Source organism: Snodgrassella sp. W8132 (genome assembly GCF_016100865.1).
Lineage (GTDB): Bacteria > Pseudomonadota > Gammaproteobacteria > Burkholderiales > Neisseriaceae > Snodgrassella > Snodgrassella alvi.
The window spans coordinates 1,171,036-1,197,205 of record NZ_JACFRQ010000001.1 but is presented as its reverse complement, the minus strand read 5'-3'; the positions used below and the strand labels follow the sequence as shown (position 1 = coordinate 1,197,205).

Here is a 26,170-nt window from a genome sequence, read left to right as displayed (position 1 = left end):
TATTTACTCTGTTTAGCAATTCGGTATTATTTAGGTTCAGACATAGCTGGATAAAACTACAGGCAATTCATCCGGTTGCAGTTAGTTTATAACTGGCTGAATGGGATCACGGCTGAATATATAAGCTATATGCTGTTTAAACTTTGTACCGGCATGCAGAATATTATTCGGAAATGCATGGTGATTCGGAGCATCTGTATAGCCTTGTGGTTCAAAACAGATTGCTGCAAATGGCAGAAGTGATTTACGTGCCGGTATTTGCTGCTCAGGCAGATTTTGGGCATTATAGACCACCATTACAGGCGCATCTGTTTTTACCGCCATGGACAAACCGGTATCCGGAGCACTTAAGCGCGCAACAATGTTGTTTGCTGAATTTGGAGGTAATACATACGCAGTATCAATAATACTGCTGCCTATGGGACGTGCTGAATGGAAATCAAGCGTTGCCGGTGCTTTATGAATAACACCAGTTGGTATCATATCTTTATCAGTCACAATGATTTCTTGCGGTAACAGCCATAACTGATGTTCGCTGATCGTGCTTTCTCTCAGAGCCAGATTAAAATAACTATGCTGAGTCAGATTAATTAAAGTATCACGATCTGATTCAGCGCTGAAATCAATATTCAGTTCGTTATTTACTGTCAGGGTATAGCATACCTGTACATTCAGGTTACCCGGATAGCCTTCTTCACCATCGGCACTAAAAAGATGCATGGTAACCGAAGCGCAATGTTCATCATTGTGGGTAGCACATACTTTCCACCATTTCTGATCAAAACCAGTATATCCGCCATGCATATGATGTTCTCCCTGATTAGCAGTCAGGTGGAGCAGTTCATGGTTGAGCGGTGCATGGGCAAAGCTGATGCGTCCGGCATGCCGTCCGATTACAGCGCCCAGATGGGGATTGTTGGTACGATAACTGGTGCTGGCATAATCCTCAGCATTATTGAAACCCAGAACACATTGCACAGGATTACAATCTCTGTCAGACATGATGATCGAGGTAACTATGGCACCGAAATCCATAACAGATACCTGCATCCCCTGACTGTTTGTCAGTGTCCACAATGTGGCACTTTCACCGTCTACCAAACCGAATGGCTGAGTACTAATCGTACATAATGAATGATCATTTGATTTCATTCTGTCCGGCCTCTTCATCAAGATTATGTAAGAACGCCAGTTTTTCGGCGATTTTAATTTCCAGCCCGCGAGTTACCGGCTGATAGAATGCCGGTTCATCCATCCCTTCAGGCATGTAGGTTTCTCCGGCCGCATAGGCATTAGGTTCATCATGGGCATAGCGGTATTCACGCCCGTAGCCCAGCTCTTTCATTAACTTAGTCGGTGCATTGCGTAAATGAACCGGTACTTCATTGGAAGGGTGTTTTTTGACAAAAGCACAGGCTTCGTTATACGCAAGATAACCGGCATTGCTTTTTGCCGCACACGCCAGATACAGTACTGCCTGTGCCAGAGCCAGTTCCCCTTCAGGGCTGCCAAGTCGTTCAAAAGTCTGCGCTGCATCATTGGCTATTTGCATCGCTCTTGGATCAGCCAGACCAATATCTTCCCATGCCATACGGATTATACGTCTTGCCAGATAGCGGGGATCAGCACCACCATCCAGCATCCGGGTAAACCAGTACAGAGCGGCATTTGGATGAGATCCGCGTACTGATTTATGCAGTGCAGAAATTTGTTCGTAGAAGCTGTCGCCGCCTTTATCAAAACGGCGTAATTGCGTGCCAAGACTGCCGGCAGTTAACTCTGCGCTAATTTCAGTTTGCTGCTGTGCTTGTGCGGTATGAATCAGTTGTTCCAGTAAATTCAGAAAACGCCGGCCATCACCATCAGCGCTGTTAAGGATTAATGTCTGTGCATCCGAACTGATACTGAATGAGTGAAACTCAGGCAGGCTGAAAACTTTATTTTGCAATTGTTTCAGTTCTTCAATGCTGAGTGAGTGCAGGGTATACACCTGTGATCGGCTTAGTAGTGCCGGATTAACCTCAAAAGAAGGATTTTCTGTTGTAGCGCCTATAAAAGTAAATAAGCCGTTTTCGACATAAGGTAAAAATGCATCCTGCTGTGATTTATTAAAGCGATGTACTTCATCGACAAAAAGTATGGTGCGTTGTCCCTGTTGTAAAGCCAACTGAGCTTTTTCAACCGCAGTACGGATTTCTTTTACTCCGGAAAAAACCGCTGATAAAGGAATAAACAGAGCATTAAAGCTTTGTGCCAGAATCCGTGCCAGAGTGGTTTTACCCACGCCGGGAGGACCCCATAACAGCATGGAATGCAGATGTCCGGTTTCTACAGCAACACGCAGAGGTTTACCTGCACCAATCAGGTGTTGCTGCCCGATTACTTCGTCCAGATTTTTCGGGCGTAACTGTTCTGCCAGTGGTGGTAAAGGTTTCTGATTAAATAAATCCATAACGTGTCATTCAGTACACGATAATTCGTGTAATATATTGTACCTGATTATGAAAACTTTGCAGGGCTGGTAACCATTGGATTATAGGTATAATCAGTATGGTTATATATTGTATAAATAAGAAAAGTTGTATTCTAGACTTAAATTTAATCCAACTGAAGAAATTGTATGAGTAAAATATTGTTTTTTCTGGTTTTTGTAGTTGTAGTGATAGGGGCTTATATAAATTATGACAGAAAATCAGAATACGGGCTGATATCTGGTATTGGCAGATATATGATCGATCAGGAATGTCAGCGTCAGTTTGGTCAATCGGTAAATAAACAGTTGACAGAATTATTTATCATCAAAAGAATCAGTCAAAAGGATTGTAACTGTATTGCAGTACATGCAAGTCGAAAACTCAGCATTAAAGAAATTGCAAAAATGGTCGATCCGCAGGTTCGTCAGCAAAGAGTGCGTGAATTTACTGTATCTCAGGCCAGAGTATGCAGGATAAGATTCCAGCGTTATTAACTATAGCTCAAATATGATTAAATCATACGGGAGAAACAATGAAATACATTAGTACCAGAGGGCAGACCGCGCCAAAAAGTTTTAGTCAGGCATTAATGGCAGGTCTGGCAGATGACGGTGGTTTATTATTACCACAAAGCTATCCGCATATTGATACATTTACTCTTCATGAGTGGCGGTCATTAAGTTATGCTGAACTGGCTATGCAGATTATCAGTCTGTTTGCTACTGATATTCCTAAAGCAGATTTACAGAAGATAGTTAATAAGACATATACAAAAGAAATATTCGGAAGTAATGAGATTACTCCGGTCAGAACTTTGCATGATGGAATTCTGATTGAAGGACTTTCAAATGGTCCGACGCTGGCATTTAAAGATATGGCCATGCAATTATTGGGTAATTTGTTTGAGTATGTGCTGGAACGTGAAAACCGCTTTCTGAATATTATCGGCGCCACCAGTGGCGATACCGGTTCTGCTGCTGAGTATGCTCTGCGCGGCAAAAAGCGGGTAAATGTATTTATGTTGTCGCCATATGGAAAAATGAGTGATTTTCAGCGTGCTCAGATGTATAGCCTGAAAGACAATAACATTTTTAATATTGCTGTTAAAGGCATGTTCGATGATTGCCAGGATATTGTAAAAGCGCTGCAGAATGATCATGCTTTTAAGGCATACTATCATTTAAGTACAGTTAATTCTATCAACTGGGGTCGTATTGTTGCGCAGGTGGTGTATTACTTTAAGGGCTATTTTGCGGCTACCAGCACAAATGAACAGAAGGTTTCATTCTGCGTACCCAGTGGTAATTTTGGTAATGTGCTCGCAGGGCATATTGCCCGAAGCATGGGGCTGCCTATTCATCGCCTGATTGTTGCTACAAATGAAAACGATGTGTTGAATGAATTTTTCAATACTGGGCATTATCGTCCCCGTGATGCGGCACATACATTTGTTACTTCAAGCCCGTCTATGGATATTTCCAAGGCTTCCAACTTTGAACGCTTTGTTTATGATTTGCTTGACCATGATGGTTCCCATGTGCAAAAACTCTGGCAGCAGGTTGCAGCTGGTGAGGGATTTGATTTAAGCCATATGCTGAATAAAATTCAGCATCAGTATGGTTTTGCTGCTGGTAAAAGTACTCATGCTGATCGTTTGCAAACCATTGCTCAGGTGTATCGGGAAGACAATGAATTGATTGATCCGCATACAGCAGATGGCGTAAAGGTAGCGCGACAGTTGCGCGAAGCCGGCGAAATCATTGTGTGTCTGGAAACTGCTCTGGCAGCTAAATTTGCACAGACCATTCATGAGGCAGTTGGAAGTGATGTAACCATACCGCGCCCTGATAATCTAGACGGACTGGAAGATTTACCACAGCATGTTACCGTGATGGATAATGATGCGGCTGCGGTTAAACGGTTTGTGGAAAAACAATTAGGTAAATAAAAGTAGATGTAAGCGTTTTTAAATATTAAAGGCCGGCATGGTTATGCCGGCCTTAGTTTTTCAAATTAGAAATTATCCGGATTTTCCAGTTTATCTACTTTCTGTTTTAATTCTTCAGGAGTCAGCGCAATTTCTTCACTTGGATTAGCGGCCGCAGTGGCTACTGCAACAGGATTATAAACAGAAATGTATTCTGATCCGTCAGAACGATCCTCAATAGTGTACATCACTCCGCTGCGGTTGAAACGGTGGCACTGGCGCTGATACCAGCCTCTGAACCCGGTTTTAGGTTCATTCGGGTTGTAATAGAATGCGTTGAGTATTTCAGGTAAGCCAAGGCCACATACCACACCGGAAAGCAATACACAGATAAATGTATAACCAACCAGAATATCGCTGTATTTAGCCAATGCCGGCATATTGGCTACAGCCAGTATCAGGGCGAGAGAGATACCACCGCGTACACCCCCCCAGGACAAAATGGTAAGGCTGCCATGGTAGCTTTTCTTATATACTTTCGGAAACAACATAAATGCCAGTATGTTTCCGGCAAAACGGCTCAGATGCAGTAATACGAAAGCTATAATACCGCCGATAACCAGAGTTTTACTCATATCAACGATAAAGAGTTCCAGACCGATTAAGGTAAACAGAAATGAATTGATGATGCCTTCTACAGCGTGCCAGAAGTTATTAACATCATCTATTTCTTTTTTCTGTAAAACTTCCTGCCATTTATTTCCAACGATCAAACCGCCGACAACACAGGCAATCGGGCCGGACGCATGAGCGAAATAAGCCACCAGATAAGAACCGGAAGCCAGCAAAGCTGTTGTCAGAATCAGTGATTCATTTTCATGTTTGCCATGCAACAGGCGCAATGCGCCAATGCCGAAAATAAACCCGATAATAACGGCAACAACAATTTCATAGAAGAAATTTTCAATAACACCTAAAGGAGATACGTGCTGACCATTAATCAGAGTAAGAATGGTCATAAATACAACGATACACATGGCATCATTAAATAATGATTCACCTTCCAGTTTAACCATTAAATGGCGTGGGGTACGTACTGAGCTCAGTACGCCTTTAATCCCGATAGGGTCTGTTGCACCCAGAGCAGAGCCCAGTAACAGCAGAACCAGCAGAGGAACATGATCGCCGACCAGAAACTGAAACCCATAAAGCAGACCGCCAAACAGCACTGAGCACAGCAATAATCCCAGAGTGGCCAGAATCAGAATTTGTCTCCAGTAACGCTTTAAATCAGAAATCTTAAATTTAAGAGCAGAGGAGGTCAGAATAAAGCAGATTACGCCGTTTACCAGAAAATCATAAAAATTAATATGACTTACGGCTGCCTTTAAGGCCATGATATCTACATGGATAAAATGATTGCGTCCGAATAAATTCATGCCCCATTGCAGTGCAAATACCAGAATGGCTGAAACAATCGGTACACCAATGGCCTGCGGCATATCAAATAAGCGTTTATTTAATAATGTGGTGACAATAGACAGTGAAAAAATAACCGTTATTGCCTGTAAAAAAAGTACACTACCCATGCAAACAGTTTTCCTTTATTTAAGTATTGTAATAAGTTGCTGATGAATCGAATCTGTCGCAGTTTGTAGCAGGTTCCCCTTGAATCAAAACTTGCAATAATAACTTACGAATCAAATTCATCCAGTAAATCAGGTGCTGGAATAAAATAGAGACTGCCGCTTACCGGTGTGCTGAAATCCAGCAGACGGTCTACGTGACCTTCGTCATTTCCGGTAAACATATGCTGCAGCATTTGGCGTGTTACTGCAAATGAACGTGCATAACCGATAAAAAACGTACCGTACTCATTTTTTGACGGATGAGCAAATGCTACATTGGCACGAATAATTTTCAGTTCATTGCCTTGTGCATCATAAGCCTTACTCACGTTACTATGTGCAGTTTTCGGCTTTTCTTCATCAGAAAGCTCAATGTCATTAAAACGGCGCCGGCCAATGACTTTTTCCTGTTCTTCTACTGATAATTGCCGCCATGCCTGCATGTTATGCAGATATTTCTGAGTAAAAGCATAACTGCCGTTGCGAAATAACGGATCTTCATCACCCACCAGAGCATATTCTGCTTTGGATACATCTTCCGGATTTTCGGTACCGTCAACAAAACCGATGATAGCGCGACCATCCAGATAACGGAAACCACTTACTTCATCAATGGAATAAGTCGCATCAGCCAGTAATTCATCAATCATTGCGGCCATTTCATAACAAATATCCTGACGATCGGCACGGATATGAAAGAAAAGATCGCCAGCTGTCGCTACAGCAGTATGTTTTTCGCCTTTAATAGCAGTAAAAGGAGTCAGTTCCTTAGGCTTTGGTTTGCCCGGCCGCAGCCTGTCCCAGGCTTCCGAACCAATCCCCATTAATGCATTAAAATTTTCATCATGAAACCGGCCATGCATACTGCGTACTAACGCTGAAAAACCAGTAATAAATTCGAGTACCTTGGTAATCGCTGCCTGATTATTCTGTATCCCTAACGTAATAAATAAAGCACTTTTACCCGGATAAGCTAATACTGAAGGTGTTCTGTATATTGTCATTAATAAATACTTTCCTAAACCATTATTATAATGAAATCAACGTACATTATTAAGTACAAACTGACATGAATTTAAATATTTTTAACTATGTCATAAAAAATCGCCTGTAAATACGTTCAGCACAGTAAACCGAACCGAGTAATAAATCCGGCTTTTCTCACTGCCTGTATTAGTAACGCAATTAGTAAATGGGGATACTTATACATAAGATATGAAAATTATCGATAAAATATGATAATTATAACCTAAAAGCGTATAAAAGCTTTTATTTGCTGATATTTTTCCGCTAGTATAGATTACTTACTATTATTTACTATTACCCTGAGAAAGCAATGCATCACTCATTTCCATTGGTTGAAACCATCGTAGGTGGTTTATTTTTCGCCTTTGTGCTCGGTTATATCGCACATAAGCTGCGTATGCCCCCGCTGGTCGGCTATCTGCTGGCCGGCATAATTGTCGGACCGTATACCAAAGGATTTACTGCAGATATGCATTTATCACAGCAGTTGGCCGAACTGGGCGTGATTTTGCTGATGTTTGGGGTGGGACTGCATTTTTCCATTCGCGATTTACTTGCGGTTAAGCGGGTAGCAATACCAGGCGCACTTATCCAGATTATTCTGGCTACTTTACTTGGCTGGCTGCTTGCTTATCTGGCTGGCTGGACAACAGGTGCCGGTATCGTCTTCGGATTGGCTCTATCTTGTGCTTCAACTGTTGTCTTAATAGCGGCTTTACAGCGCTGGCATTTGGGGGATTCTACACAGGGGCGAATTGCCACCGGCTGGCTGATTGTTGAAGATATTGCCATGGTGTTTGTGCTGGTGATGATTCCGGCTCTGGCGCCGGTTTTATCAGGAGAGGGAGCTGTTTCCAGTGCAAATTTGCTTTATTTGCTGGGTAAAACCGGAGTACAAATCATTGCATTTATACTGGTTATGCTTTTTCTTGGTCGCAGAATAATTCCATGGTCTTTACAGCGTGTAGTGAGCACCGGAAGTCCTGAGTTGTTTCGTCTGGCTGTCATTGCTATTGCTTTAGGCTGTGCCATACTGGCCAATTATTTCTTTGGTGTGTCGTTTGCTCTGGGTGCTTTTTTTGCCGGAGCCATCATCAGCGAAACCAGTATGAATCACACTGCTGAAGAAGCATCCGGCGGCTTACGTGATTTTTTTACCGTACTGTTTTTTGTTTCAGTGGGTATGCTGTTTGATCCTAGTATTATTGTCCGTAACCCACTATTACTCTTAGCCACTTTATTGGTGGTAGTAATAGGTAAAAGTGCGGGAGCATTTTTGATTGTGCGTGTATTCGGCTATCCGCCTCAAACTGCACTAACAATTGCTGTTGCGCTGGCTCAGATCGGTGAGTTTTCCTTCATGATTGCCAGTCTGGGCGCGGTATACAATATTTTGCCGCAATTAGCCAGTGATCTGATTCTGGGTAGTGCACTAATATCCATAATCTGTAACCCGTTTTTATTTGTCTGGCTGAACCACTATCTGGAAAAACAGTCACAGCAAAAAACTTCTGCTACAACCATTGTGTCCGAGAATAATCGATTATCGGATAAACCTCATGCAAAAGTAGCTGCACCGATTAAGCCGGTTTCAATCTATTTTGTAGATGAAGATATGGCTATTGCTCCTGCGGTGAGCGATCATACAGTGTTGGTGGGTGCAGGCCCGGTCGGACAAGAAATAATCAGACATTTGCACGCACGTAATGAAACAGTCTATGTACAGGAAAATCGTTTAGAAGTTGTTACAGAGTTGCGTGCACGTCAGATACCCGTTGCCTATGGGCATGCATTATCAGATGGGATGCTGGACGCTGTATTTGTTGCTCAGGCTAAAAATCTGATTATTACTATTCAGAATAAAACTGAAGTGATATCAATTATAAAGGCTGCCATTGCACTTAATCCGCAACTGCACATAGTCACATTCAGCAGATATGAACAGGACAAACAGTTGTTTATTCAGGCAGGGGCAACCAAAGTTGTTGACAGTCAGCTCGTGCTCGCCAATGAAATTATGCAAGCATTCGGACAGGTCTGAAAACTGACATTGATTCCAATAGAAAAATATAATTTTTTTATTAGTTTTTAAAAATAATCCAGTATCCTGAAAATGATATTTTCTGAAACAGGCGTAAATCAATAATTATCTAATATTGGTTTGCGCCTGTTTTGGTTTAATTACTTATGGTATCGATGAATACTTCCAGTTGTTCACGGTTAGTAATTTTGCTGTCTATTTTGATATATATACTGTGTTCTTCAGGAATAATCAGTACCTGATGTACACCAGCCTGTTCAAGTAATTGTTGTCGGGCATTGTCAGGTAAAACACGACCTTGTTTCAGGATAATGCGCAGACTGGCCAAATAGGGTGGTTCGTGCATTGTCAGGCTCAGCAGAAGCCAGATAAAAGTTAATCCTGTGCCGAAGATAAAAACACTATGTGCACCGGTATGTGCAGCCAGCCAGCCTCCGATTGTTCCTCCGCAGGCTACGCCCAGAAATTGTCCGGTAGCATAGATGCCCATTGCAGTGCCTTTATAACCTGCCGGTGCTTCTTTACTGACCCATGAAGGCAAGAGTGCTTCCATCAGATTAAAAGCAATAAAGAATAATAAAACACCTGTGACAAGCGGCCAGAAAGAAATATTAGCCAGCCATAATACACTTTCAGCAATTAATAGTCCGGCAACACACAAGATAAACACTTGCTTCATTTGCCGTTTGCTTTCAGCGTATATAATTGGTGGCAGAACAGTAATGAAAGCAATCAGCATCGTGTATAAATAAATCTGCCAATGTCTGGCTGCCGGAAAGCCTGCCTGTTCCAGTTGTATAGGCAGCGCGACAAAAGTCGACATAAGCAGAAAATGCATGCAGAAAATACCGATGTTCAGCTTAAACAGGGCAGGGTTGCGCAGTACAGTACCAAAACTGCCGCGTACAATGCCTGATTCACGGTTAAGTACATGAACAGTACTGTCGGGTACAAAAAACAATGTCAGGCCGATAGCAGCCAGTGCCAGTATCGCAATAACCCAGAATAATCCGTGTAAACCTATTGCATGTGTAATGATAGGGCCGCAGACCATGGCAATTGCAAAAGTGATACCAAAGCTAATACCAATAAAAGCCATGGCTTTGGTGCGGTTTTGTTCGCGCGTCAGGTCAGATAATAATGCCATTACAGCTGCTGCGATAGCACCACTGCCTTGTAATGCACGTCCCAGTATGACTCCCCAGATAGAGGATGTTAAGGCAGCAATAAAGCTGCCCAGAGTGAAAATCAGCAAGCCGCCTACGATTAAAGGTTTACGCCCGAAACGGTCAGACCACAAACCAAAAGGAATTTGCAATATAGCCTGCATCAGGCCATAAATTCCGATTGCCATTCCGATCAGGCTTTCACTTGCTCCCTCTAATTTCATACCGTAAGTAGTCAGAACAGGAAGAACCATAAACATGCCCAGCATGCGTAGCGAAAAGACTGCCCCTAACCCCCAAGTTGCACGCCTTTCGGCAAGATTCATGTGTGTATCGATGTTGTTCTTGGAATTCATGTTTAATACTGCTTAAAAGAAAAACCTGCCTATTGTAAAAGAAACAAAGGCAGGTTGGGTTGGTTTGCGTATTGTTATATATTTATGTCACGGTATCAGCCAGCAAAGCTTAATACAGTTTGTGAGGCCGGAGTCATAAAATCTACCGACATCATTATGCTTAAGGTAGTGATAGCAATAATCGAAAACACAAACAGTTTGCGTGCCCATATACGATCATTATTCTGTGCTTTATAGCCGGATAATGCCATACACAGCCACCACACGCTGACAGCAGCAGCAACGACCAGATATTTGTAGCCGGCGTAGCCGCCTATTGACAGCATCAATGTTGCAAACATAAAGGCAATAATATAAAACGTGATATGGTGTTTTGCTACAGCAATGCCTTTTACTACCGGTAAAACCGGAATATTAGCCGCCTGATAATCCTTAAAGCGGTAAATCGCGATTGCATAGGAATGCGGCATCTGCCAGAGACTAAAAATCGCCAGCAGAATAAGTGCACCTGCATCAAAATTATTGCTTACAGCGCAATAACCGATTACTGGTGGTGCAGCACCCGACAGACTGCCAATTAAAGTTCCGTAAACTGAATGCCGTTTCATATAGAGACTGTAAATCCCTACATAAACCACAAAGCCCATTACAGATAACCACATGGCTAAGGGATTTGCGCCAAAATAAAGCACAACAAATCCGGCAATACCCAGTATCGTGGCCAGTGCAAATGTTACGCGGGCAGATGCTAAGCCCCGCACAAGCACACGATTCTTAGTACGCTCCATTTTCGGATCAATATCACGGTCAATCAGATTATTAAACGCACAGCCGGAGGCTACTACCAAAGACACGCCCAGCAGGGTAAGGATTAGCAGGTAGCCGTTTATGCTGCCTTTTGACGCCAGCAAAAACCCGCCGACAACCGAAATCAGGTTGCCGACGATAATACCTGGTTTTGTTACTTGCAGGTATGGCTTAATCATGAACTGCCTTTAACCTAACACCATGTTTGCGTTCAGGCTCCACATAATCCAAATGGAAAGACCTACTAGCAATACAATCACAATAGCAGTGAAGATAAATGAAATCAGATTCCAGCGTTCTTCAGGGTTACTGCCAAGATGCAAAAAGCATACCAGCTGAACAATAAGCTGCAAAACGGCAGTAATGACAATCACGGCAAACAGAGTTTGTTTATCAGCGGACTGATTCATTACCATCATAAATGGAATCAGAGTTAAAACTACAGACAGGATAAACCCGATAATGTAGTTTTTAGCACTGCCATGTTGTGGGATATGGTCTTGATGGTTTGACTGACTCATAACGCTACCCCCATCAGATATACAATTGAGAACACGCAAATCCACACGATGTCCAGAAAGTGCCAGAACAGGCTCAGGCAGTTGATGCGCATACGGTTAACACTGGTAAGACCGCGTGAAGCTACCTGAATCATCATTACAGCCATCCAGATTAAACCGGCAGTAACGTGCAGACCGTGGGTGCCGACCAGAGCAAAAAAGCCAGAAAGATAACCACTGCGGTCAGGACCCATACCACTTGTAATCAGGTGATGAAATTCATACAGTTCCATCCCGATGAAGCATGCACCGAATACAAAAGTAATCACCAGCCATAATAAAACCTGACTCTGATTATTGCGATTCATTGCCAGCACGGCAAAGCCGTAAGTAATGGAACTCAATAAAAGAGCAAAAGTTTCTACCAGCACAAAAGGCAGCTCGAAAATGTCTTTGCCGCTTGGACCACCTGCTGTGCCCGGCAGGAGCACGATATAGGTGGCAAACAGACAGGAGAACAAAATCAAGTCACTCATCAGGTAAATCCAGAACCCGAATACCTTCAGTGAACCGTTGTCGTGGTGAGCGTGCTCATGCGCACTACCGTGAATCAAGGTTTCAGTTGACATTATTTCAGTCCTGCTTTAGTTAATTCATTAAAACGTTTGCTTTCAATAGCTTCGATTTCAGCAACCGGAACGTAGTAATCCACATCCGTGTCAAAGCTCTTGACAATAATGCTGATAATCATGCCGGCAAAGCCAACGATAGCCATCCACCAGATATGCCAGATCAGGGCAAAGCCGCAAATCATTGAGAACACTGCAATCACCAGACCGGCAGCAGTATTTTTCGGCATATGAATTTCTTCATATTTGGCTGGTTTCTTGTAAGCAATACCTTTTTCTTTCTCATCCCAGAATGCATCACGGCTTTCAACCTGTGGCTGCACAGCGAAATTATAGAAAGGTACAGGGGAAGAAGTAGACCATTCCAGAGTACGACCATCCCACGGATCACCCGTAACATCAAGGTTTTCCTTACGATGCAGGCAGGAAACTACAACTTGAATCACCATGCATACTACACCCAGAGCGATAATGGCAGCACCACTGGCAGCAACGCACAGCAAATTATGGTAAGCCGGATCAATGTGCTGACTCAGACGGCGGGTCATACCCATGAAGCCCAGTGCATATAAAGGCATGAATGCTACAAAGAAGCCGATAAACCAGCACCAGAAAGCCCGTTTGCCCCATTTTTCATCCAGCTTAAAGCCGAATGCTTTCGGGAACCAGTAGTTAAGTGCTGCAAACAATCCAAACACTACACCACCGATAATGGTGTTATGGAAGTGAGCGACTAAGAACAGACTGCCATGCAATACAAAATCCGCACCCGGCACAGCAAGCAGTACACCGGTCATGCCACCTACAGAGAATGTAATGATAAAGCCTACAGTCCACAGCATCGGCACATGGAAGGAAATACGACCTTCATACATGGTAAACAGCCAGTTGAAGATTTTTACCCCGGTCGGGATAGAAATAATCATGGTTGCGATACCGAAGAATGCGTTGACATTGGCACCTGAACCCATGGTAAAGAAGTGGTGCAGCCATACGATAAAAGACAATATGGTGATACACACAGTTGCCCATACCATTGAAGTATAGCCAAACATGGTCTTGCGTGAGAATGTAGCTGTAACTTCTGAATACACACCAAAGATTGGCAGTATCAGAATATATACTTCCGGATGACCCCATGCCCAGATCAGGTTGATGTACATCATCATGTTACCGCCCAGTTCATTAGTAAAGAAGTGGGTGCCGAGGTAACGGTCTAATGTCAGCATGGCAACAGAGGCTGTCAGGATAGGAAAGGAAGTCAGAATCAGAATATTGCTACAGAAAGATGCCCAGCAGAAAATAGGCATTTTCATCATAGTCATGCCCGGTGCACGCATTTTCAGGATAGTAGCTATAAAGTTAACAGCACTAACCGTTGTCCCGATACCTGATATCTGCAAACTCCATATCCAGTAATCAACACCTACCCCCGGACTGAATTCCAGACCAGACAGCGGCGGATAGGACAACCAGCCGGTTTGTGCAAATTCACCGATTCCCAGTGATAAGTTAACCAGTACCACACTTACAGCAGTAAACCAGAAACCCAGATTATTCAGGAATGGGTAGGCCACATCGCGCGCACCCAGTTGCAGCGGGATGACAAAGTTCATCAGGCCGATTACAAAAGGCATGGCAACAAAGAAAATCATGATTACACCGTGAGCGGTGAAAATCTGATCGTAGTGATGTGGTGGCAAAAAGCCGTCACTGGTACCTGATGAGGCTAAAACCTGCTGACTACGCATCATCACTGCATCGGCAAAACCACGAACCAGCATCACAATAGCGACAATGATATACATGATACCGATGCGTTTGTGGTCAACTGTAGTAAACCATTCTTTCCACAGATAGCCCCATTTATGAAAATACGTAATTGCACCTACCAGCGCCAGACCAATGACGATGATAGCTGTAATCGTTACCATGACAATCGGTTCATGGAACGGTATCGCATCTAAAGATAATTTTCCGAACATTGTTTATTTCCTCGCAAGCTTACTCAGCACTGCTGGCTGCACTGGCCTGTAGAGCAGCAGGCATATTGTGATTGGCAAATTTAGCAATCACGTTGCCGTACAAACTCGGATTTGCGCTGGAGAAATATTCCACTTTATGGAATTGACTAGGCGCAGCCAGTTTGTTGAATGAAGCCATGTCATTAAGTGTATTGGGCGACTGTTTCACCTTATCCACCCACTGATTGAAGCTGGCTTCATCCGGTGTCGCAATGGCAGTAAATTTCATGCCAGAGAAACCGGCACCGCTGTAGCTGGATGAAATACCTTTGTATTCACCTGCTGTATCAGCAACCAGATGTAATTTGGTTTGCATACCAGCCATAGCATAAATCTGGCTACCCAGCTGCGGAATAAAGAATGAATTCATCACTGTATTGGAAGTGATTCTGAATTCCACCGGGGTATCTTTCGGAAAAGCAATTTCATTAACAGTGGCAATACCCTGTTCAGGATAAATAAACAGCCATTTCCAGTCTAATGAAATTACTTCGATTACCACCGGTTTTTTATCACTTTCCAGCGGACGATAGGGATCCAGAGAGTGAGTGGTTTTCCATGTGATTGTTCCCAGAATGAGAATAATCAGGATAGGAATACCCCAAACTACGGCTTCGAGTTTGTTGGAATGCGCCCATTTCGGTGAATATTTGGCATTACTACCCTCTCTGAATTTCAGAGAAAATAAAACTGCCATGATAATCACCGGAATTACGACTATCAACATCAAGCCTAAGGCTGTCAGTATCAGTGTGCGTTCTTCCTGACCTATATGGCCTTTAGGGTTTAGCAGAGCTGCATCACAGCCGCTTAAAAAAAGCGAACCGATCAGCATCGTCAATACTATCCCTGAGAGCTTACTTAATTTCATGTAACGACCTCAACATTACGGGAAACACGATTAACGTTTGTAAAAAACGGGTGCTACTATTTTAAGACAATGTAGCTGAACTGTATATTGCAGTATTCAACACATTATTAAAAAACATAGCGGAATAAATAAAAAATTTTTAAAAAATTTTTTATTATTTATTATATAAAACAAATATGTATATTAAAAAATTACTTTATATTTCTTTGTCGTGAAGATAAGAATACTGCTTTGATTTCCGATAAAATCCGTTTATTAACACATAAATGTCATCTTGAAAATTAGTTTAATATTTAAATTTATCATGAATAAACTTAAATTTTTATTAAATATAAAATGCTGATTTATATAGATAAATATAGGGTGTATGTTTTAAGAAAAAAATAGCAAGCTTTTTTTCTGAAAAAAAAGAAGATAAATGTTAAGATTATAAAAAGGTTAATCTGTATCAATTTTGTGTGAATTATTTTAAAAAATAATTTTTTTAAAATAATTTCAACAATAATTAAAAGCCAGATCGTCTAATTGTTGTATTTAAAATTTTGTATTATATGGTTTTTTTATGAACTCGTTTTGAAATAAACAAATATTCGGGTGTTGTAAAGGTATCGACTGAAATAAAATATTGATTGATTTCTTTTTGCAACATGGTTTAAATAATATAACTAAAGTAAACAATATAATTCAAATTAGATAATTATTATCTTTATTGTTTTTATGCTTATTTTCCTTACTTGTTAACATTTGAGTAAATGTTTAGCAATTTTCATACCATTTTGCATATTTTCTGTATTGAATTCATATTTATTGTAATTTCTCAAAATAATCATTAAGTGTTTTAACTATCTGATTATCTATATTGTTAATGATATTTGTATGATGGTATAGAAGAATCAGTGATCAAATTCAAAATAAATCAGCATGCATTCAAATATAAATATATAAATGCATCAGTTTGCTTTCATACCGGCTGGGTTGATTGCAAACTGATGCATTCCTGATGGCTATATATCTTTTTATTCTAGCTATTTTGTTGTAATTGCTGCGCTGCTTGCAAGGCAAAATAGGTCAGAATACCATCTGCACCGGCTCGTTTAAATGCAAGCAGGCTTTCTAAAATTACTTTATCAGCCTCGAGCCAGCCATTACTGATGGCTGCCTGCAGCATGGCGTACTCACCAGATACCTGATAGGCGTATGTAGGAACGCCAAATTCATCTTTAACCCGTCTGATTACATCCAGATAAGGCATACCCGGTTTAATCATTACCATATCTGCTCCTTCAGCTATATCAAGTGCTACTTCATGCAGTGCTTCATTGCTGTTAGCAGGATCCATCTGATAAGTATATTTATTACCTTTACCCAGATTACCGGCACTGCCTACCGCACTGCGAAACGGACCGTAAAAAGCTGAAGCATATTTGGCAGCATAAGACATAATCCGGGTATGAATAAAACTATTTTCTTCCAATGCTTCGCGGATAGCTCCGATACGTCCATCCATCATATCGCTTGGAGAAAGAATATCCGCACCGGCTGCTGCATGTGAAAGTGATTGTTTGATAAGCGCTTCTATCGTTTCATCATTTTTAATATAACCATTTTCATCCGGCAGGCCATCCTGTCCGTGGGTTGTATAAGGATCGAGAGCCTGATCTGCCATTACACCCAGCTCAGGAAAACGGGATTTCAGAGCACGGATAGCACGCTGAATGATACCGTTTTCATCCCATGCCGCCCGTCCGTCAGCGGTTTTGCTATCAGGATTGGGAACACCAAATAAATCCAGAACCGGTACGCCCAGTTTTAAAGCCTGTTCCGCAACTTTTAATAATTCATCAATAGATAAACGTTCTACTCCGGGCATGCTGTCAACAGGCATACGCCCAGTTTGTTCATGCACAAATACCGGCAAAATAAAATCATTGGCTGTCAGTATGGTTTCACGCATCATTCGCCGTGAAAAATCATCACGTCGCATACGCCGCATACGTGTATTGGGCATAATTCGAGGAGGAAAGTTCATAATAGTAATCCTGATTTTTAATAATTACAGCCACCTATAAGCTGGCTAAAATCACGTTCTGTAAAGCTTAGTGAAATTTGGATTGTTATTCTAAACCCTTTCAGGCAGGACTTCTAATGACATAATTCTGTACTGATTATTAATAAAAACTATTAAATTTTGGTTTGTAATTAAAAGTGTATTTATAAGATGTAATTAGGAAAAAGCATAATTGCTTTTAAAATTCCTTCTGTTTAGTATTTAATTAAAATTGATAAGCAGTAAATATTTGAAACAAAGTCTAAATGAGTTAGTTGATAGAATAATTTTTTATTGCTGAAAGAAAGCTGATTTTTCAATGAATTTAGCGTTCAATGTGACTATTTAATGAAAATCAAGCTAAAACTTATACTCCACATAATAACGCCTATAACTAAGTCTAATATCTTCCATGAAAGATTTTGATTAAATAAAGGAGATAAAAATTTTGCACCATAGCCTAATGAAAAAAAGAACAGCCATGAGGCAAGCATAACTCCAAGTGTAAATAGATGAAGATTATCTTTGAATGATACTGATATCGAACCAACTAAAATCACTGTATCCAGATACACATGTGGATTTAACCATGTAAAAGCCAGACATACTCCAATAACTTTCATTAAGGAACTTTTATCAATCAGGCTTGTTTTCAGCGCTAAATTTTGATTCAATGCAGAATAAAAACTTCGTATGCTATAAATAAATAAAAAAGTAGCACCAAAATATTTGGCATAAATAATAATTTCCGGATAGCGGTTAAGTACTTTAGCAAATCCGGTTACCCCTAAATAAATCAGAATAGTATCTGATACTGAGCAGATTAGGCATACCCAGAAAACATATTGCTGCTTTAAACCTTGCTTTAAAACAAATGCATTTTGGGCACCAATAGCTATAATTAATGAAAAGCCAAGGCTTAGTCCTGATAGTAAAGCAAATATTGAGTTTAACCTATTAAACTATTGAAATGTAAAATAATTAACGCAATTTCTATTACTTGTTATATTAAAGTATATTTATATAACAAGTTTATTTTATTAATAATTTTGCTGAAAGCTTTATTAATTCAATAGATACGACGGTTTTTAAAATTATTCGGAAAATGTCTGGATAAAAATAGCTTAGATGAAATCCAGCTTAGGATTAATGATTTAGATTCATTTGAAAACAGGTTATTAAGTTTTACTCAGAGGGCTGACAACTGCGTACAAAGGCAGATGGTCGGAGAGTTTTTGCCATGGCAGACCTGTTAATGGTTTTGCTTCATGTATTTCCAGATGGCGGGTAAAGATTCTGTCGAGACTTAAAATAGGCAGGCGGGCGGGAAAAGTTTTCGGTGCATGGCGATAAGCATAAAATGCATCATGCAAATTTAATTTTAAACCTAAAGTATCGTGGGAACGCTGGCGCCAGTCGTTGAAATCGCCGGCTAAAATTAATGGATTGGCCGGATCTATTTCACTTTGGATATAGTCATAAATAGTCTGATACTGTTTTATTCGGTCTGGTTCACGTAAGTTTAAATGGGCACACAGGCATACCAAAGGTCGTGTCCAGTGCGGGGGCTGTATTTCACAATGTAACAGTCCTCGTTGTTCAACACTGTTTACACTTATATCCAGATTATGACAGGTTACAATTGGCAGCTGACTTAAAATAGCATTACCATGATCGCGGTATTTATAACGAGCATTACGTCCGTAACTGACGTTATAGGCTAACTGTTCGCCGAGTACCTGGTAATGGGGTTTTTTGGGAAAATCCGGCATATTTTCTGCCCGTTTACTATTGATTCCTTGTACTTCCTGCAAAAACAGTATGTCTGGTGCCAGCTGATGCAGTGCTGCCGCCATTTGAGGAAGCTGTACTTTTTTATTAAGTGCTGACATGCCTTTATGTATGTTATAGGAGGCAATAGTGATTTTATTCATGAAAATGGCCGGTGATTTTAAATTACCAGTGTTGGGGTAGTTGCAGTATTGCTGAACGGTTCGATGGCGAAAATACTTTTTCCGCAGCCTGTTCAGGCGAACACCATATATAGTCTATATGTTCGCGTGGAGACAGAAGAATAGGAGTTTCTGCTGCAATACACAGGGAAAAGATATGCTCGGTATTATGAGTAATTCCGGGAGCATAGCGATGACGCCAGTGCGGATAAATTTCGTAGATAGTGGATTGCTGCCAGTTAAGAATATCATTGCTATAAATGCCGGTTTCTTCTGCCAGTTCTCGTTTTGCAGTCTGCTCAATTGTTTCTCCCGGTTCCAGACTGCCAGTTACAGATTGCCAGAAATCCGGCTTATCTGCGCGTTCCAGTAGCAGTATCTGCCGGTTGTTATCATAAATAACAACCAGTACAGATACAGGTTGTTTATATGGTTTATTGTTAATCATGATGCTGTTGATGAGCTGAGCGATAAGATGAAACGCTTAATGCGGTGGGTAAGGGCTCCGGATAAGCTGAAGCAGTTTCAGTTTTTACTGAACTGGTTATGGTATCGCAGGTAATCGGATCTTCTTTATCATTGAGAATACGTATTTCCTGCTGCGGAAATGGAAATTCTATACCAACTTCTTTAAAACGATTCCAGATTTCCAGCAAAATTGCAGAATTGATACTTAGAAAACCATTTTCTGGATCACGAATCCAGTAATTAATATACAGATTAATTCCGGAATCAGCAAAGCCGGTAACATAACTGTTTGGTTTAGGATCATCGCATACTCTTGCCTGTTTGGCTGCAGCTTCTTTTAGTATTTCCAAAGCCTGAGGCAGATCTGTATTGTAGGCTACCTGTAAGGTCAGGTTGTTGGACATAATTTTACTGGAATAAGAATCATTGATAACCGTATTGGAAACAAAGGTATCATTCGGAATCAGGGCTTCTGAGCCATCACTGCTGCGTAGTACTACAAAACGGGCAGTTATCTTGGTTACATAGCCGGTGAAATTATTAATATTCAGCCTGTCGCCAGGACGCACGGAATGGTCTGCCAGAATGATAAAACCGGATACATAATTGCTGGCAATTTTCTGTAAACCAAGTCCGAGACCAACACCCAGAGCGCCACCAAAAACAGAGAGAATAGTTAAGTTAATTCCTACCATTGGCAGGGCAATCAGTACGGCAACCACTACCAGTAATGTTTTGACAATTTTTACCAGTACATAACGCAGATTGACGTCGAGTTTTTCTGCTTTAAGAATACGTTTTTCGGTAAATCGGGACAGCCACATAGCAATAATAATGGCAATCCCGACAATAATACTACCGGTGATTACTGTATACAGGCTCAGACTGGTTGAACCTATGGGCAGAGCCAGTGACTTGAGCAGGCGGATAATAAAAGTATCCAGACTGGTGAGCCATAGAATAAAACATACCCATAGGAATGTGGATAGTGAGCGCTCATAATGCTCATTAAAACGGTTATTCGGGATAGCGTTGTGCAACACGGCCATAATGATGCGAATCATCAGTAACCAGCGCGCAGTAAAAACAGTTATTTGTAACCATAATACCGACTCACCTGTGCCGGCACGCCAGATAATCATTGCAATAATAGTGCAGATAAATAGCAATACGGGCCATAGCAGGCGTGTAAACAGGTGGTACAGAAACGGAAATTTAATGTTGTTCTGGTTTTCAGTACGTTTGGATACGGCCGACAGCATTTGCAGGCTGAGCCAATAAGTACCAATCATAATCACCACTGCACAGGCCAGTTCCAGCCAGCCGGTAGTGGTTTTTAAACTATGTACTATCAGGCGTGCTAGAAATTCTTTGCGGGCAAACATGGAGTCAAAGTAGTTATTCATGGTAGGGCAAAGAAAAAAATTTTAAAATTGACCTAATGGTAGGCGTTCTAATTGGTTTCTGTAAACTGTCGTTATTAAAATTATCAAATATAGATAACTTAATCTGTGCATATGATAGGGGTGAATAATACTTGTAAGAATGATGGTTTATTTAAAATTGTTTATAAAAAACATATTTTTGTTGTGATTTTAATAAATCTGCTTAAGCAGGCAACTTATTATTTGATTCTGAATACAAAGATGCTTATAATAATCGGTTTTCCAACCTTGCCCTTTGCACTTTCGCATGGTAAAGGGATCGATTAGCCACAAGGAGTACTCATGCGTCATTATGAAATCGTGTTCATTGTCCATCCGGATCAAAGCGAACAGGTCGGTGCTATGGTTGAACGTTACAAAACCATGATTACCGAAGCTAATGGTAAAATTCACCGTCTGGAAGACTGGGGTCGCCGTCAGCTGGCTTACCCGATCAATAAAATTCATAAAGCACACTACGTGTTAATGAATATTGAAACCACACCTGAAGTGATTGACGAAATTGAAACAGCATTCCGCTTTAATGATGCTGTATTGCGTCATCTGACTGTAAAAATGGACGCAGCAGTGACTGAAGCTTCTCCAATGATGAAAGACGAGAAGTCTAAAAATCTGTTAGCAGGTAACAGCACTGAAACTGCTTCAGAAGAAGCAACTGAAGCCTGATTAATTTACTGAGGCCGGTTTGCTGAATCAAATATGCCTGTGTGCACAGATTAAAAGTCTGGACAATTTACGCTATACGCCAGCCGGTTTGCCGGTTCTGACCATGTGGCTTACCCATGAGTCATGGCAAACGGAACTGCAACAGCAGTATCTGGCAAAAGTAGAAATTCAGGCGAAAGCACTGGGTGATTTAGCTGAAAACTGGTCGTATCAGCCGGGAAATATGGTCGAAGTCAGCGGATTTCTCAGCCAGAAAGGTATATACCACTCCCGTCCGGTACTGCATATCCAACAAATTCGTGAATATAAAGGTTAAACGACATGGCTCGTCAATCATTCAAACGTAGAAAATTTTGCCGCTTTACTGCGGAAGGTATCAAACAAGTAGACTATAAAGCAGTTGATTTGTTAAAAGATTTTATTACTGAAAATGGTAAAATCATTCCGGCACGCATTACCGGAACCAAAGCACATTACCAGCGTCAGCTGTCTACAGCTGTAAAACGTGCCCGTTTTCTGGCTTTGCTGCCTTACACCGATCAACATAAATAATAAGGAAGAGTTATTATGCAGATTATTTTGTTAGAAAAAGTCGGTGGCCTGGGTAATCTGGGTGATCTGGTTAATGTAAAAAACGGCTATGCCCGTAACTTTTTGATTCCTCAGGGTAAGGCTCAGCGTGCCAATGCTGCCAATCTGGCTGCATTTGAAGAAAAACGTGCTGAATATGAAGCACATCAGGCTGCTGTTCTTGCTGATGCTGAAGCACGTAAACTGAAACTGGATGGTCAGAACATCAGTGTAGCGCAAAAAGCTGGTGTTGATGGTCGTCTGTTTGGTTCTGTAACGACTCATGATATTGCAGAAGCTATTAAAACTGCTATTGGTGTTGAAGTAGTTAAAGCTAATGTGCGTTTGCCTAATGGTCCTTTGAAAGCCATTGGTGAATATGAAATCGAAGTAGCTCTGCACAGTGATGCTGTTGCTGCTATCACAGTAACTGTTGTAGCTGCTGCAGAATAAATATAACTGACACACATCAGGAAAGCGTAAGCTGTTCGGGTTAATCCGGACAGCTTTTTTGTTATTGATGGTAAAATTAGTTTAAACTGTGCATGAAGCATATGCTAGGAACCATAATAATGAAATTAGTCAGGATGATAAGTGCAGCTTTGTTTCTGTCTGCTTGTCAAAGTACCCATCCAATTCAGGAAAAACCACTTCAGCCTACTGCTACAACCAGTGTATCGTCACCAGCTGATAATAAAGTGTTTGCTTTGACGGACAGTGGAATAGATTTACTGAAACGTAATGATGTAAATCGTTTTATTGATTTTGAAGTTAAGCGGGGACAATATAGCAGGGCTCAATTGGAAAATTTTTTCCGGCAGGTAAGCTACCGGCCAAGTATTGTTCGTGGTATGGATAAACCGGGAACATCCTTACCGTGGTATACATTTGTACAGAATAATGCCAATAATGTTCGTATTAATACCGGAAATATCTTCTGGAAAAATAACACCGGAATAATTCAGGCAGTATCAAAACGTTATGGAGTAGCGCCGCAATTGCTGGTGGCGATTGTCGGGATTGAAACCAATTACGGCAATACTATGGGCTCATATCGGGTTGCTGATGCACTGACAACATTGGGCTATCACTATCCACGGCGGGCTGAATATTTTCAGCGTGAGCTATCTGAATTTTTGCAACTGGCTTATGAAGAAAAGCAGGATCCATTAAGCTTTAAGGGCAGCTTTGCCGGGGCAATGGGTATGCCACAGTTCATGCCATCCAGTTTTCGCCAGTTTGCCGTTGACTGGGATGGTGACGGACATCGGGATATCTGGCGTAATTCCGGTGATACACTGGCCTCAGTGGCCAATTATATGAAACAGCATGGCTGGCAGTCCGGAGCGCCGATTGCCGTTCCGGTAAATATGCAGCCAACACCGCGATTACAGCAAATCATTGATGAACCTACTTCGCTTAAATACACCGCAGGTCAGTTGCGTCAGTTAGGCGTAGTCATTCCCGCGCAGATTAAAGATCAGGAAAAGGGTATTTTATATCGTCTGGAAAGATCTCCCGGCGAATATGATTACTGGTTTGGTCTGAATAATTTCTACACTATCTGGCAATATAACCATAGCCGGCATTATGTGGCTGCCGTTCGTCAGATTGCGAATAATTTGGCAGATGCCAATGCTAATTTATAAATGAGTGTTCATTTGCAATCATCAGCCATCTTGTTATACAGATGGCTTTTATTTTGCTATGGTAAGTAGTAATTGATTAAAATAATTATTAAAAAATTTAAATAAAGATGAAACTAATCTGGTGTAATTTTTACCTGTATTAATATTGCAGGATATTCAATTAAACCATAGTCAGATTTATCATTGAAATGAAGATGAATGTCTGATTAATGATTATTAAATTAGTTATAATAGAAGCTATAAATATTAATTTATGTGTTCAAATAAGTTTTTATCTTTCATTGCCGATAACGCTGATTTGAAATTTTATCTAAATATGGCTATTCGTGTTTATTAGATAATGAGTAAACTAGTGATTTACCTGCATTTCCTCGATAACACTTTCTATAATCTGATAAGCCAGTTTAGCTGCATCTAATTTTTGATTGATAGAATTTTGATCATCATTATCAGGATTATTCTTATAATTAATTGTAAAAGAGTATAAGTAGGAAACTTCCCAATTATTAGTAAAATCATGAGTTATATAGCATTTTAAATCATAATCAGTCGGGCAATTAATAACAAGAGGTTCCGTTACAGATGGTAACCAACCGGGATTGGGAACGGTTATGACATTATAGTAGTGATCAAAAAACTTAAACATTTGTACTTGATTATCAAATTTTAAATTTTCAATCAATTCAGTGTGATGATTCACTATTTCATAATTTATTTTTTCTTCTTTAGTATAAATATATTTATTATCCAAATCATGTTGAAATTGTTGCCAGGGACTTTTAGTATTCTTATCTTTTTTTATCAGTTCGAATTTAAGCCATTCAAATTTTATTTGTCTGGTTGCCAGATTTTCGCAATAGCCGGCCATTTTTTTTGAAATCGGATGTTGGCATAAAGTATTTAAATCAATATTTATTTTACCAATGGAGTCGATTAAAGTTGGTTGTGAAGCTGAAAACTGCCTGCAAAAATTCTTTTGAGCGGTATTAAAAATATAATCTTCTAACTTAGGAGCAAGGCTTCTAATCCAAAATGATGGATATTTGGAGATCGGGTAAATACGTAAGTTAATATCTTCTGATAAAGCCACTAATCGGCCATTTTGTTTGCATTCACTGTCTGGACGGTTTTGCCAGTATTCTATTAACGGCGGAGCGACAAGATAGGCTGGCCAGAAAAAGGTACATAAGAATGGCAAAACAATATAAACAATAACAGAATAAAATTTTTGCTTAATGCCTTGAAAATGAGCGGTGAAGGATTGACAGTAGCGAAGAATAACTGGAAAAAGTGCTCCTGTTATTGAAAATAAAAAAATATAGATGTCAGCAAATATCAGGCTGAAAACTAACCATCCGGCAATAATAATGGCAAAGCCTATTTTGATAAATTTATAAATTTTTCCATAAACAATTATCAGGGTAGGAAGAAAAACGATGTAGAAAAAAGGCAGTATAAATATCCATACAAAAACATAACTATCAGTGTGATAATAAGGATGATCCATGTACAGGCTCACTAAAAATATCTTTTTAAAATTATATTGACCCTGTTATTAATATAAATTAATTATTTTATTTAAAACAAATAATATTGATATATTGTGTATTTATATCAAATTATTGGTAGGTTAATTTGTAAATATGAACTCTTTTGACAAGGATAAATAAATCTCTGGTAATTTTTTACTCATCCAAATGCTTAGATTAAGGGTAAAAATATTTAATATTGGAATAATGTGATTGTTAAACGAGGCTGCTCAAGTAATGTTATATATTTCATAAATTAAGATTGATTTATAATTAAGCATACAGACTAAGTGCGTGTTTACATGTATTCAGATAATTTTTCATGTAGCAAATGACTTTTTATTTGTTTTTATTTTCGCGTAGTTATATTTACTAAGAGCGATTTGTGTAAAATA

The 26,170-nt window shown here is 40.3% G+C and carries 24 protein-coding genes; 8 read left to right on the top strand and 16 right to left on the bottom strand.

Going from position 1 to position 26,170, the window contains the following annotated elements; translation table 11 throughout:
• Positions 1–81: 81 nt before the first annotated feature.
• On the bottom strand, positions 82–1,152 hold the full coding sequence (locus H3U82_RS05340) for an aldose epimerase family protein (RefSeq protein WP_198209553.1): 1,071 nt from the start codon (positions 1,150–1,152) through the stop codon (positions 82–84).
• Positions 1,139–2,452, bottom strand: coding sequence for a replication-associated recombination protein A (locus H3U82_RS05335; protein WP_198209551.1), 1,314 nt, complete (start codon positions 2,450–2,452; stop codon positions 1,139–1,141). The genes H3U82_RS05340 and H3U82_RS05335 overlap by 14 nt, the downstream gene beginning before the upstream one ends.
• Positions 2,453–2,620: 168 nt before the next feature.
• Between H3U82_RS05335 and H3U82_RS05330 the strand changes: the two genes are divergently transcribed.
• A complete protein-coding gene (locus tag H3U82_RS05330) occupies positions 2,621–2,968 on the top strand; it encodes a hypothetical protein (RefSeq protein ID WP_025330398.1) in 348 nt (115 codons plus the stop codon).
• Between the two features lie 38 nt (positions 2,969–3,006).
• Positions 3,007–4,422: a threonine synthase gene (thrC, locus tag H3U82_RS05325; protein WP_198209549.1), complete on the top strand. Its 1,416-nt coding sequence runs from the start codon at positions 3,007–3,009 to the stop codon at positions 4,420–4,422.
• Positions 4,423–4,487: 65 nt separating this feature from the next.
• On the opposite strand, the gene H3U82_RS05320 is transcribed toward thrC, so the two are convergent.
• Positions 4,488–5,990, bottom strand: a complete 1,503-nt coding sequence (locus H3U82_RS05320) for a sodium:proton antiporter (RefSeq protein ID WP_078475313.1) — start codon at positions 5,988–5,990, stop codon at positions 4,488–4,490.
• A 104-nt stretch (positions 5,991–6,094) separates the two neighbouring features.
• The gene (locus H3U82_RS05315; protein WP_078475312.1) at positions 6,095–7,033 is read right to left on the bottom strand and encodes a Dyp-type peroxidase; all 939 of its coding nucleotides are present in this window, start codon (positions 7,031–7,033) and stop codon (positions 6,095–6,097) included.
• A gap of 332 nt (positions 7,034–7,365) precedes the next feature.
• On the opposite strand from H3U82_RS05315, the gene H3U82_RS05310 reads away from it, so the two are divergent.
• Positions 7,366–9,096: a cation:proton antiporter gene (locus tag H3U82_RS05310; protein WP_078475311.1), complete on the top strand. Its 1,731-nt coding sequence runs from the start codon at positions 7,366–7,368 to the stop codon at positions 9,094–9,096.
• Between the two features lie 136 nt (positions 9,097–9,232).
• On the opposite strand, the gene H3U82_RS05305 is transcribed toward H3U82_RS05310, so the two are convergent.
• The 11 genes from H3U82_RS05305 to H3U82_RS05255 all read right to left on the bottom strand — a co-directional run bounded on the left by H3U82_RS05305 (position 9,233) and on the right by H3U82_RS05255 (position 21,322).
• A complete protein-coding gene (locus H3U82_RS05305) occupies positions 9,233–10,618 on the bottom strand; it encodes an MFS transporter (RefSeq protein ID WP_232336108.1) in 1,386 nt (461 codons plus the stop codon).
• Positions 10,619–10,713: 95 nt separating this feature from the next.
• The gene (cyoE, locus tag H3U82_RS05300; protein ID WP_041880326.1) at positions 10,714–11,604 is read right to left on the bottom strand and encodes a heme o synthase; all 891 of its coding nucleotides are present in this window, start codon (positions 11,602–11,604) and stop codon (positions 10,714–10,716) included.
• 9 nt (positions 11,605–11,613) lie between these two features.
• Entirely contained in the window at positions 11,614–11,946 is a 333-nt protein-coding gene (gene cyoD / locus H3U82_RS05295; protein ID WP_025330405.1) for a cytochrome o ubiquinol oxidase subunit IV, read from the bottom strand.
• Complete coding sequence (locus H3U82_RS05290; protein WP_025330406.1) at positions 11,943–12,554, bottom strand: cytochrome o ubiquinol oxidase subunit III; 612 nt, start codon at positions 12,552–12,554, stop codon at positions 11,943–11,945. The genes cyoD and H3U82_RS05290 overlap by 4 nt, the downstream gene beginning before the upstream one ends.
• Entirely contained in the window at positions 12,554–14,539 is a 1,986-nt protein-coding gene (gene cyoB, locus H3U82_RS05285; protein WP_025330407.1) for a cytochrome o ubiquinol oxidase subunit I, read from the bottom strand. The genes H3U82_RS05290 and cyoB overlap by 1 nt, the downstream gene beginning before the upstream one ends.
• Before the next feature lie 19 nt (positions 14,540–14,558).
• The gene (cyoA, locus tag H3U82_RS05280; protein WP_084549971.1) at positions 14,559–15,449 is read right to left on the bottom strand and encodes a ubiquinol oxidase subunit II; all 891 of its coding nucleotides are present in this window, start codon (positions 15,447–15,449) and stop codon (positions 14,559–14,561) included.
• A gap of 1,021 nt (positions 15,450–16,470) precedes the next feature.
• Complete coding sequence (gene hemB / locus H3U82_RS05275; protein WP_078475310.1) at positions 16,471–17,478, bottom strand: porphobilinogen synthase; 1,008 nt, start codon at positions 17,476–17,478, stop codon at positions 16,471–16,473.
• Positions 17,479–17,837: 359 nt separating this feature from the next.
• Positions 17,838–18,395, bottom strand: coding sequence for a LysE/ArgO family amino acid transporter (locus H3U82_RS05270; RefSeq protein ID WP_280522167.1), 558 nt, complete (start codon positions 18,393–18,395; stop codon positions 17,838–17,840).
• Positions 18,396–18,674: 279 nt separating this feature from the next.
• Positions 18,675–19,430, bottom strand: coding sequence for an endonuclease/exonuclease/phosphatase family protein (locus tag H3U82_RS05265; RefSeq protein ID WP_078475308.1), 756 nt, complete (start codon positions 19,428–19,430; stop codon positions 18,675–18,677).
• Positions 19,431–19,452: 22 nt separating this feature from the next.
• Positions 19,453–19,896 (bottom strand): dihydroneopterin triphosphate diphosphatase, encoded by a 444-nt coding sequence (gene nudB, locus H3U82_RS05260; protein ID WP_198209547.1) that lies wholly within the window; start codon positions 19,894–19,896, stop codon positions 19,453–19,455.
• A complete protein-coding gene (locus H3U82_RS05255) occupies positions 19,889–21,322 on the bottom strand; it encodes a mechanosensitive ion channel family protein (RefSeq protein ID WP_198209545.1) in 1,434 nt (477 codons plus the stop codon). The genes nudB and H3U82_RS05255 overlap by 8 nt, the downstream gene beginning before the upstream one ends.
• Positions 21,323–21,643: 321 nt before the next feature.
• Between H3U82_RS05255 and rpsF the strand changes: the two genes are divergently transcribed.
• From rpsF to mltB, 5 genes are all read left to right on the top strand, one after another.
• Positions 21,644–22,027 (top strand): 30S ribosomal protein S6, encoded by a 384-nt coding sequence (gene rpsF / locus H3U82_RS05250; RefSeq protein WP_198209544.1) that lies wholly within the window; start codon positions 21,644–21,646, stop codon positions 22,025–22,027.
• A gap of 19 nt (positions 22,028–22,046) precedes the next feature.
• On the top strand, positions 22,047–22,343 hold the full coding sequence (gene priB, locus H3U82_RS05245) for a primosomal replication protein N (RefSeq protein WP_025330415.1): 297 nt from the start codon (positions 22,047–22,049) through the stop codon (positions 22,341–22,343).
• 5 nt (positions 22,344–22,348) lie between these two features.
• On the top strand, positions 22,349–22,579 hold the full coding sequence (gene rpsR, locus H3U82_RS05240) for a 30S ribosomal protein S18 (protein ID WP_025330416.1): 231 nt from the start codon (positions 22,349–22,351) through the stop codon (positions 22,577–22,579).
• 15 nt (positions 22,580–22,594) lie between these two features.
• A complete protein-coding gene (rplI, locus tag H3U82_RS05235; RefSeq protein ID WP_025330417.1) occupies positions 22,595–23,050 on the top strand; it encodes a 50S ribosomal protein L9 in 456 nt (151 codons plus the stop codon).
• 116 nt (positions 23,051–23,166) lie between these two features.
• Positions 23,167–24,246 (top strand): lytic murein transglycosylase B, encoded by a 1,080-nt coding sequence (mltB, locus tag H3U82_RS05230; RefSeq protein ID WP_370520372.1) that lies wholly within the window; start codon positions 23,167–23,169, stop codon positions 24,244–24,246.
• A 349-nt stretch (positions 24,247–24,595) separates the two neighbouring features.
• On the opposite strand, the gene H3U82_RS05225 is transcribed toward mltB, so the two are convergent.
• Positions 24,596–25,753: a hypothetical protein gene (locus H3U82_RS05225; protein ID WP_198209541.1), complete on the bottom strand. Its 1,158-nt coding sequence runs from the start codon at positions 25,751–25,753 to the stop codon at positions 24,596–24,598.
• Positions 25,754–26,170 lie beyond the last annotated feature (417 nt).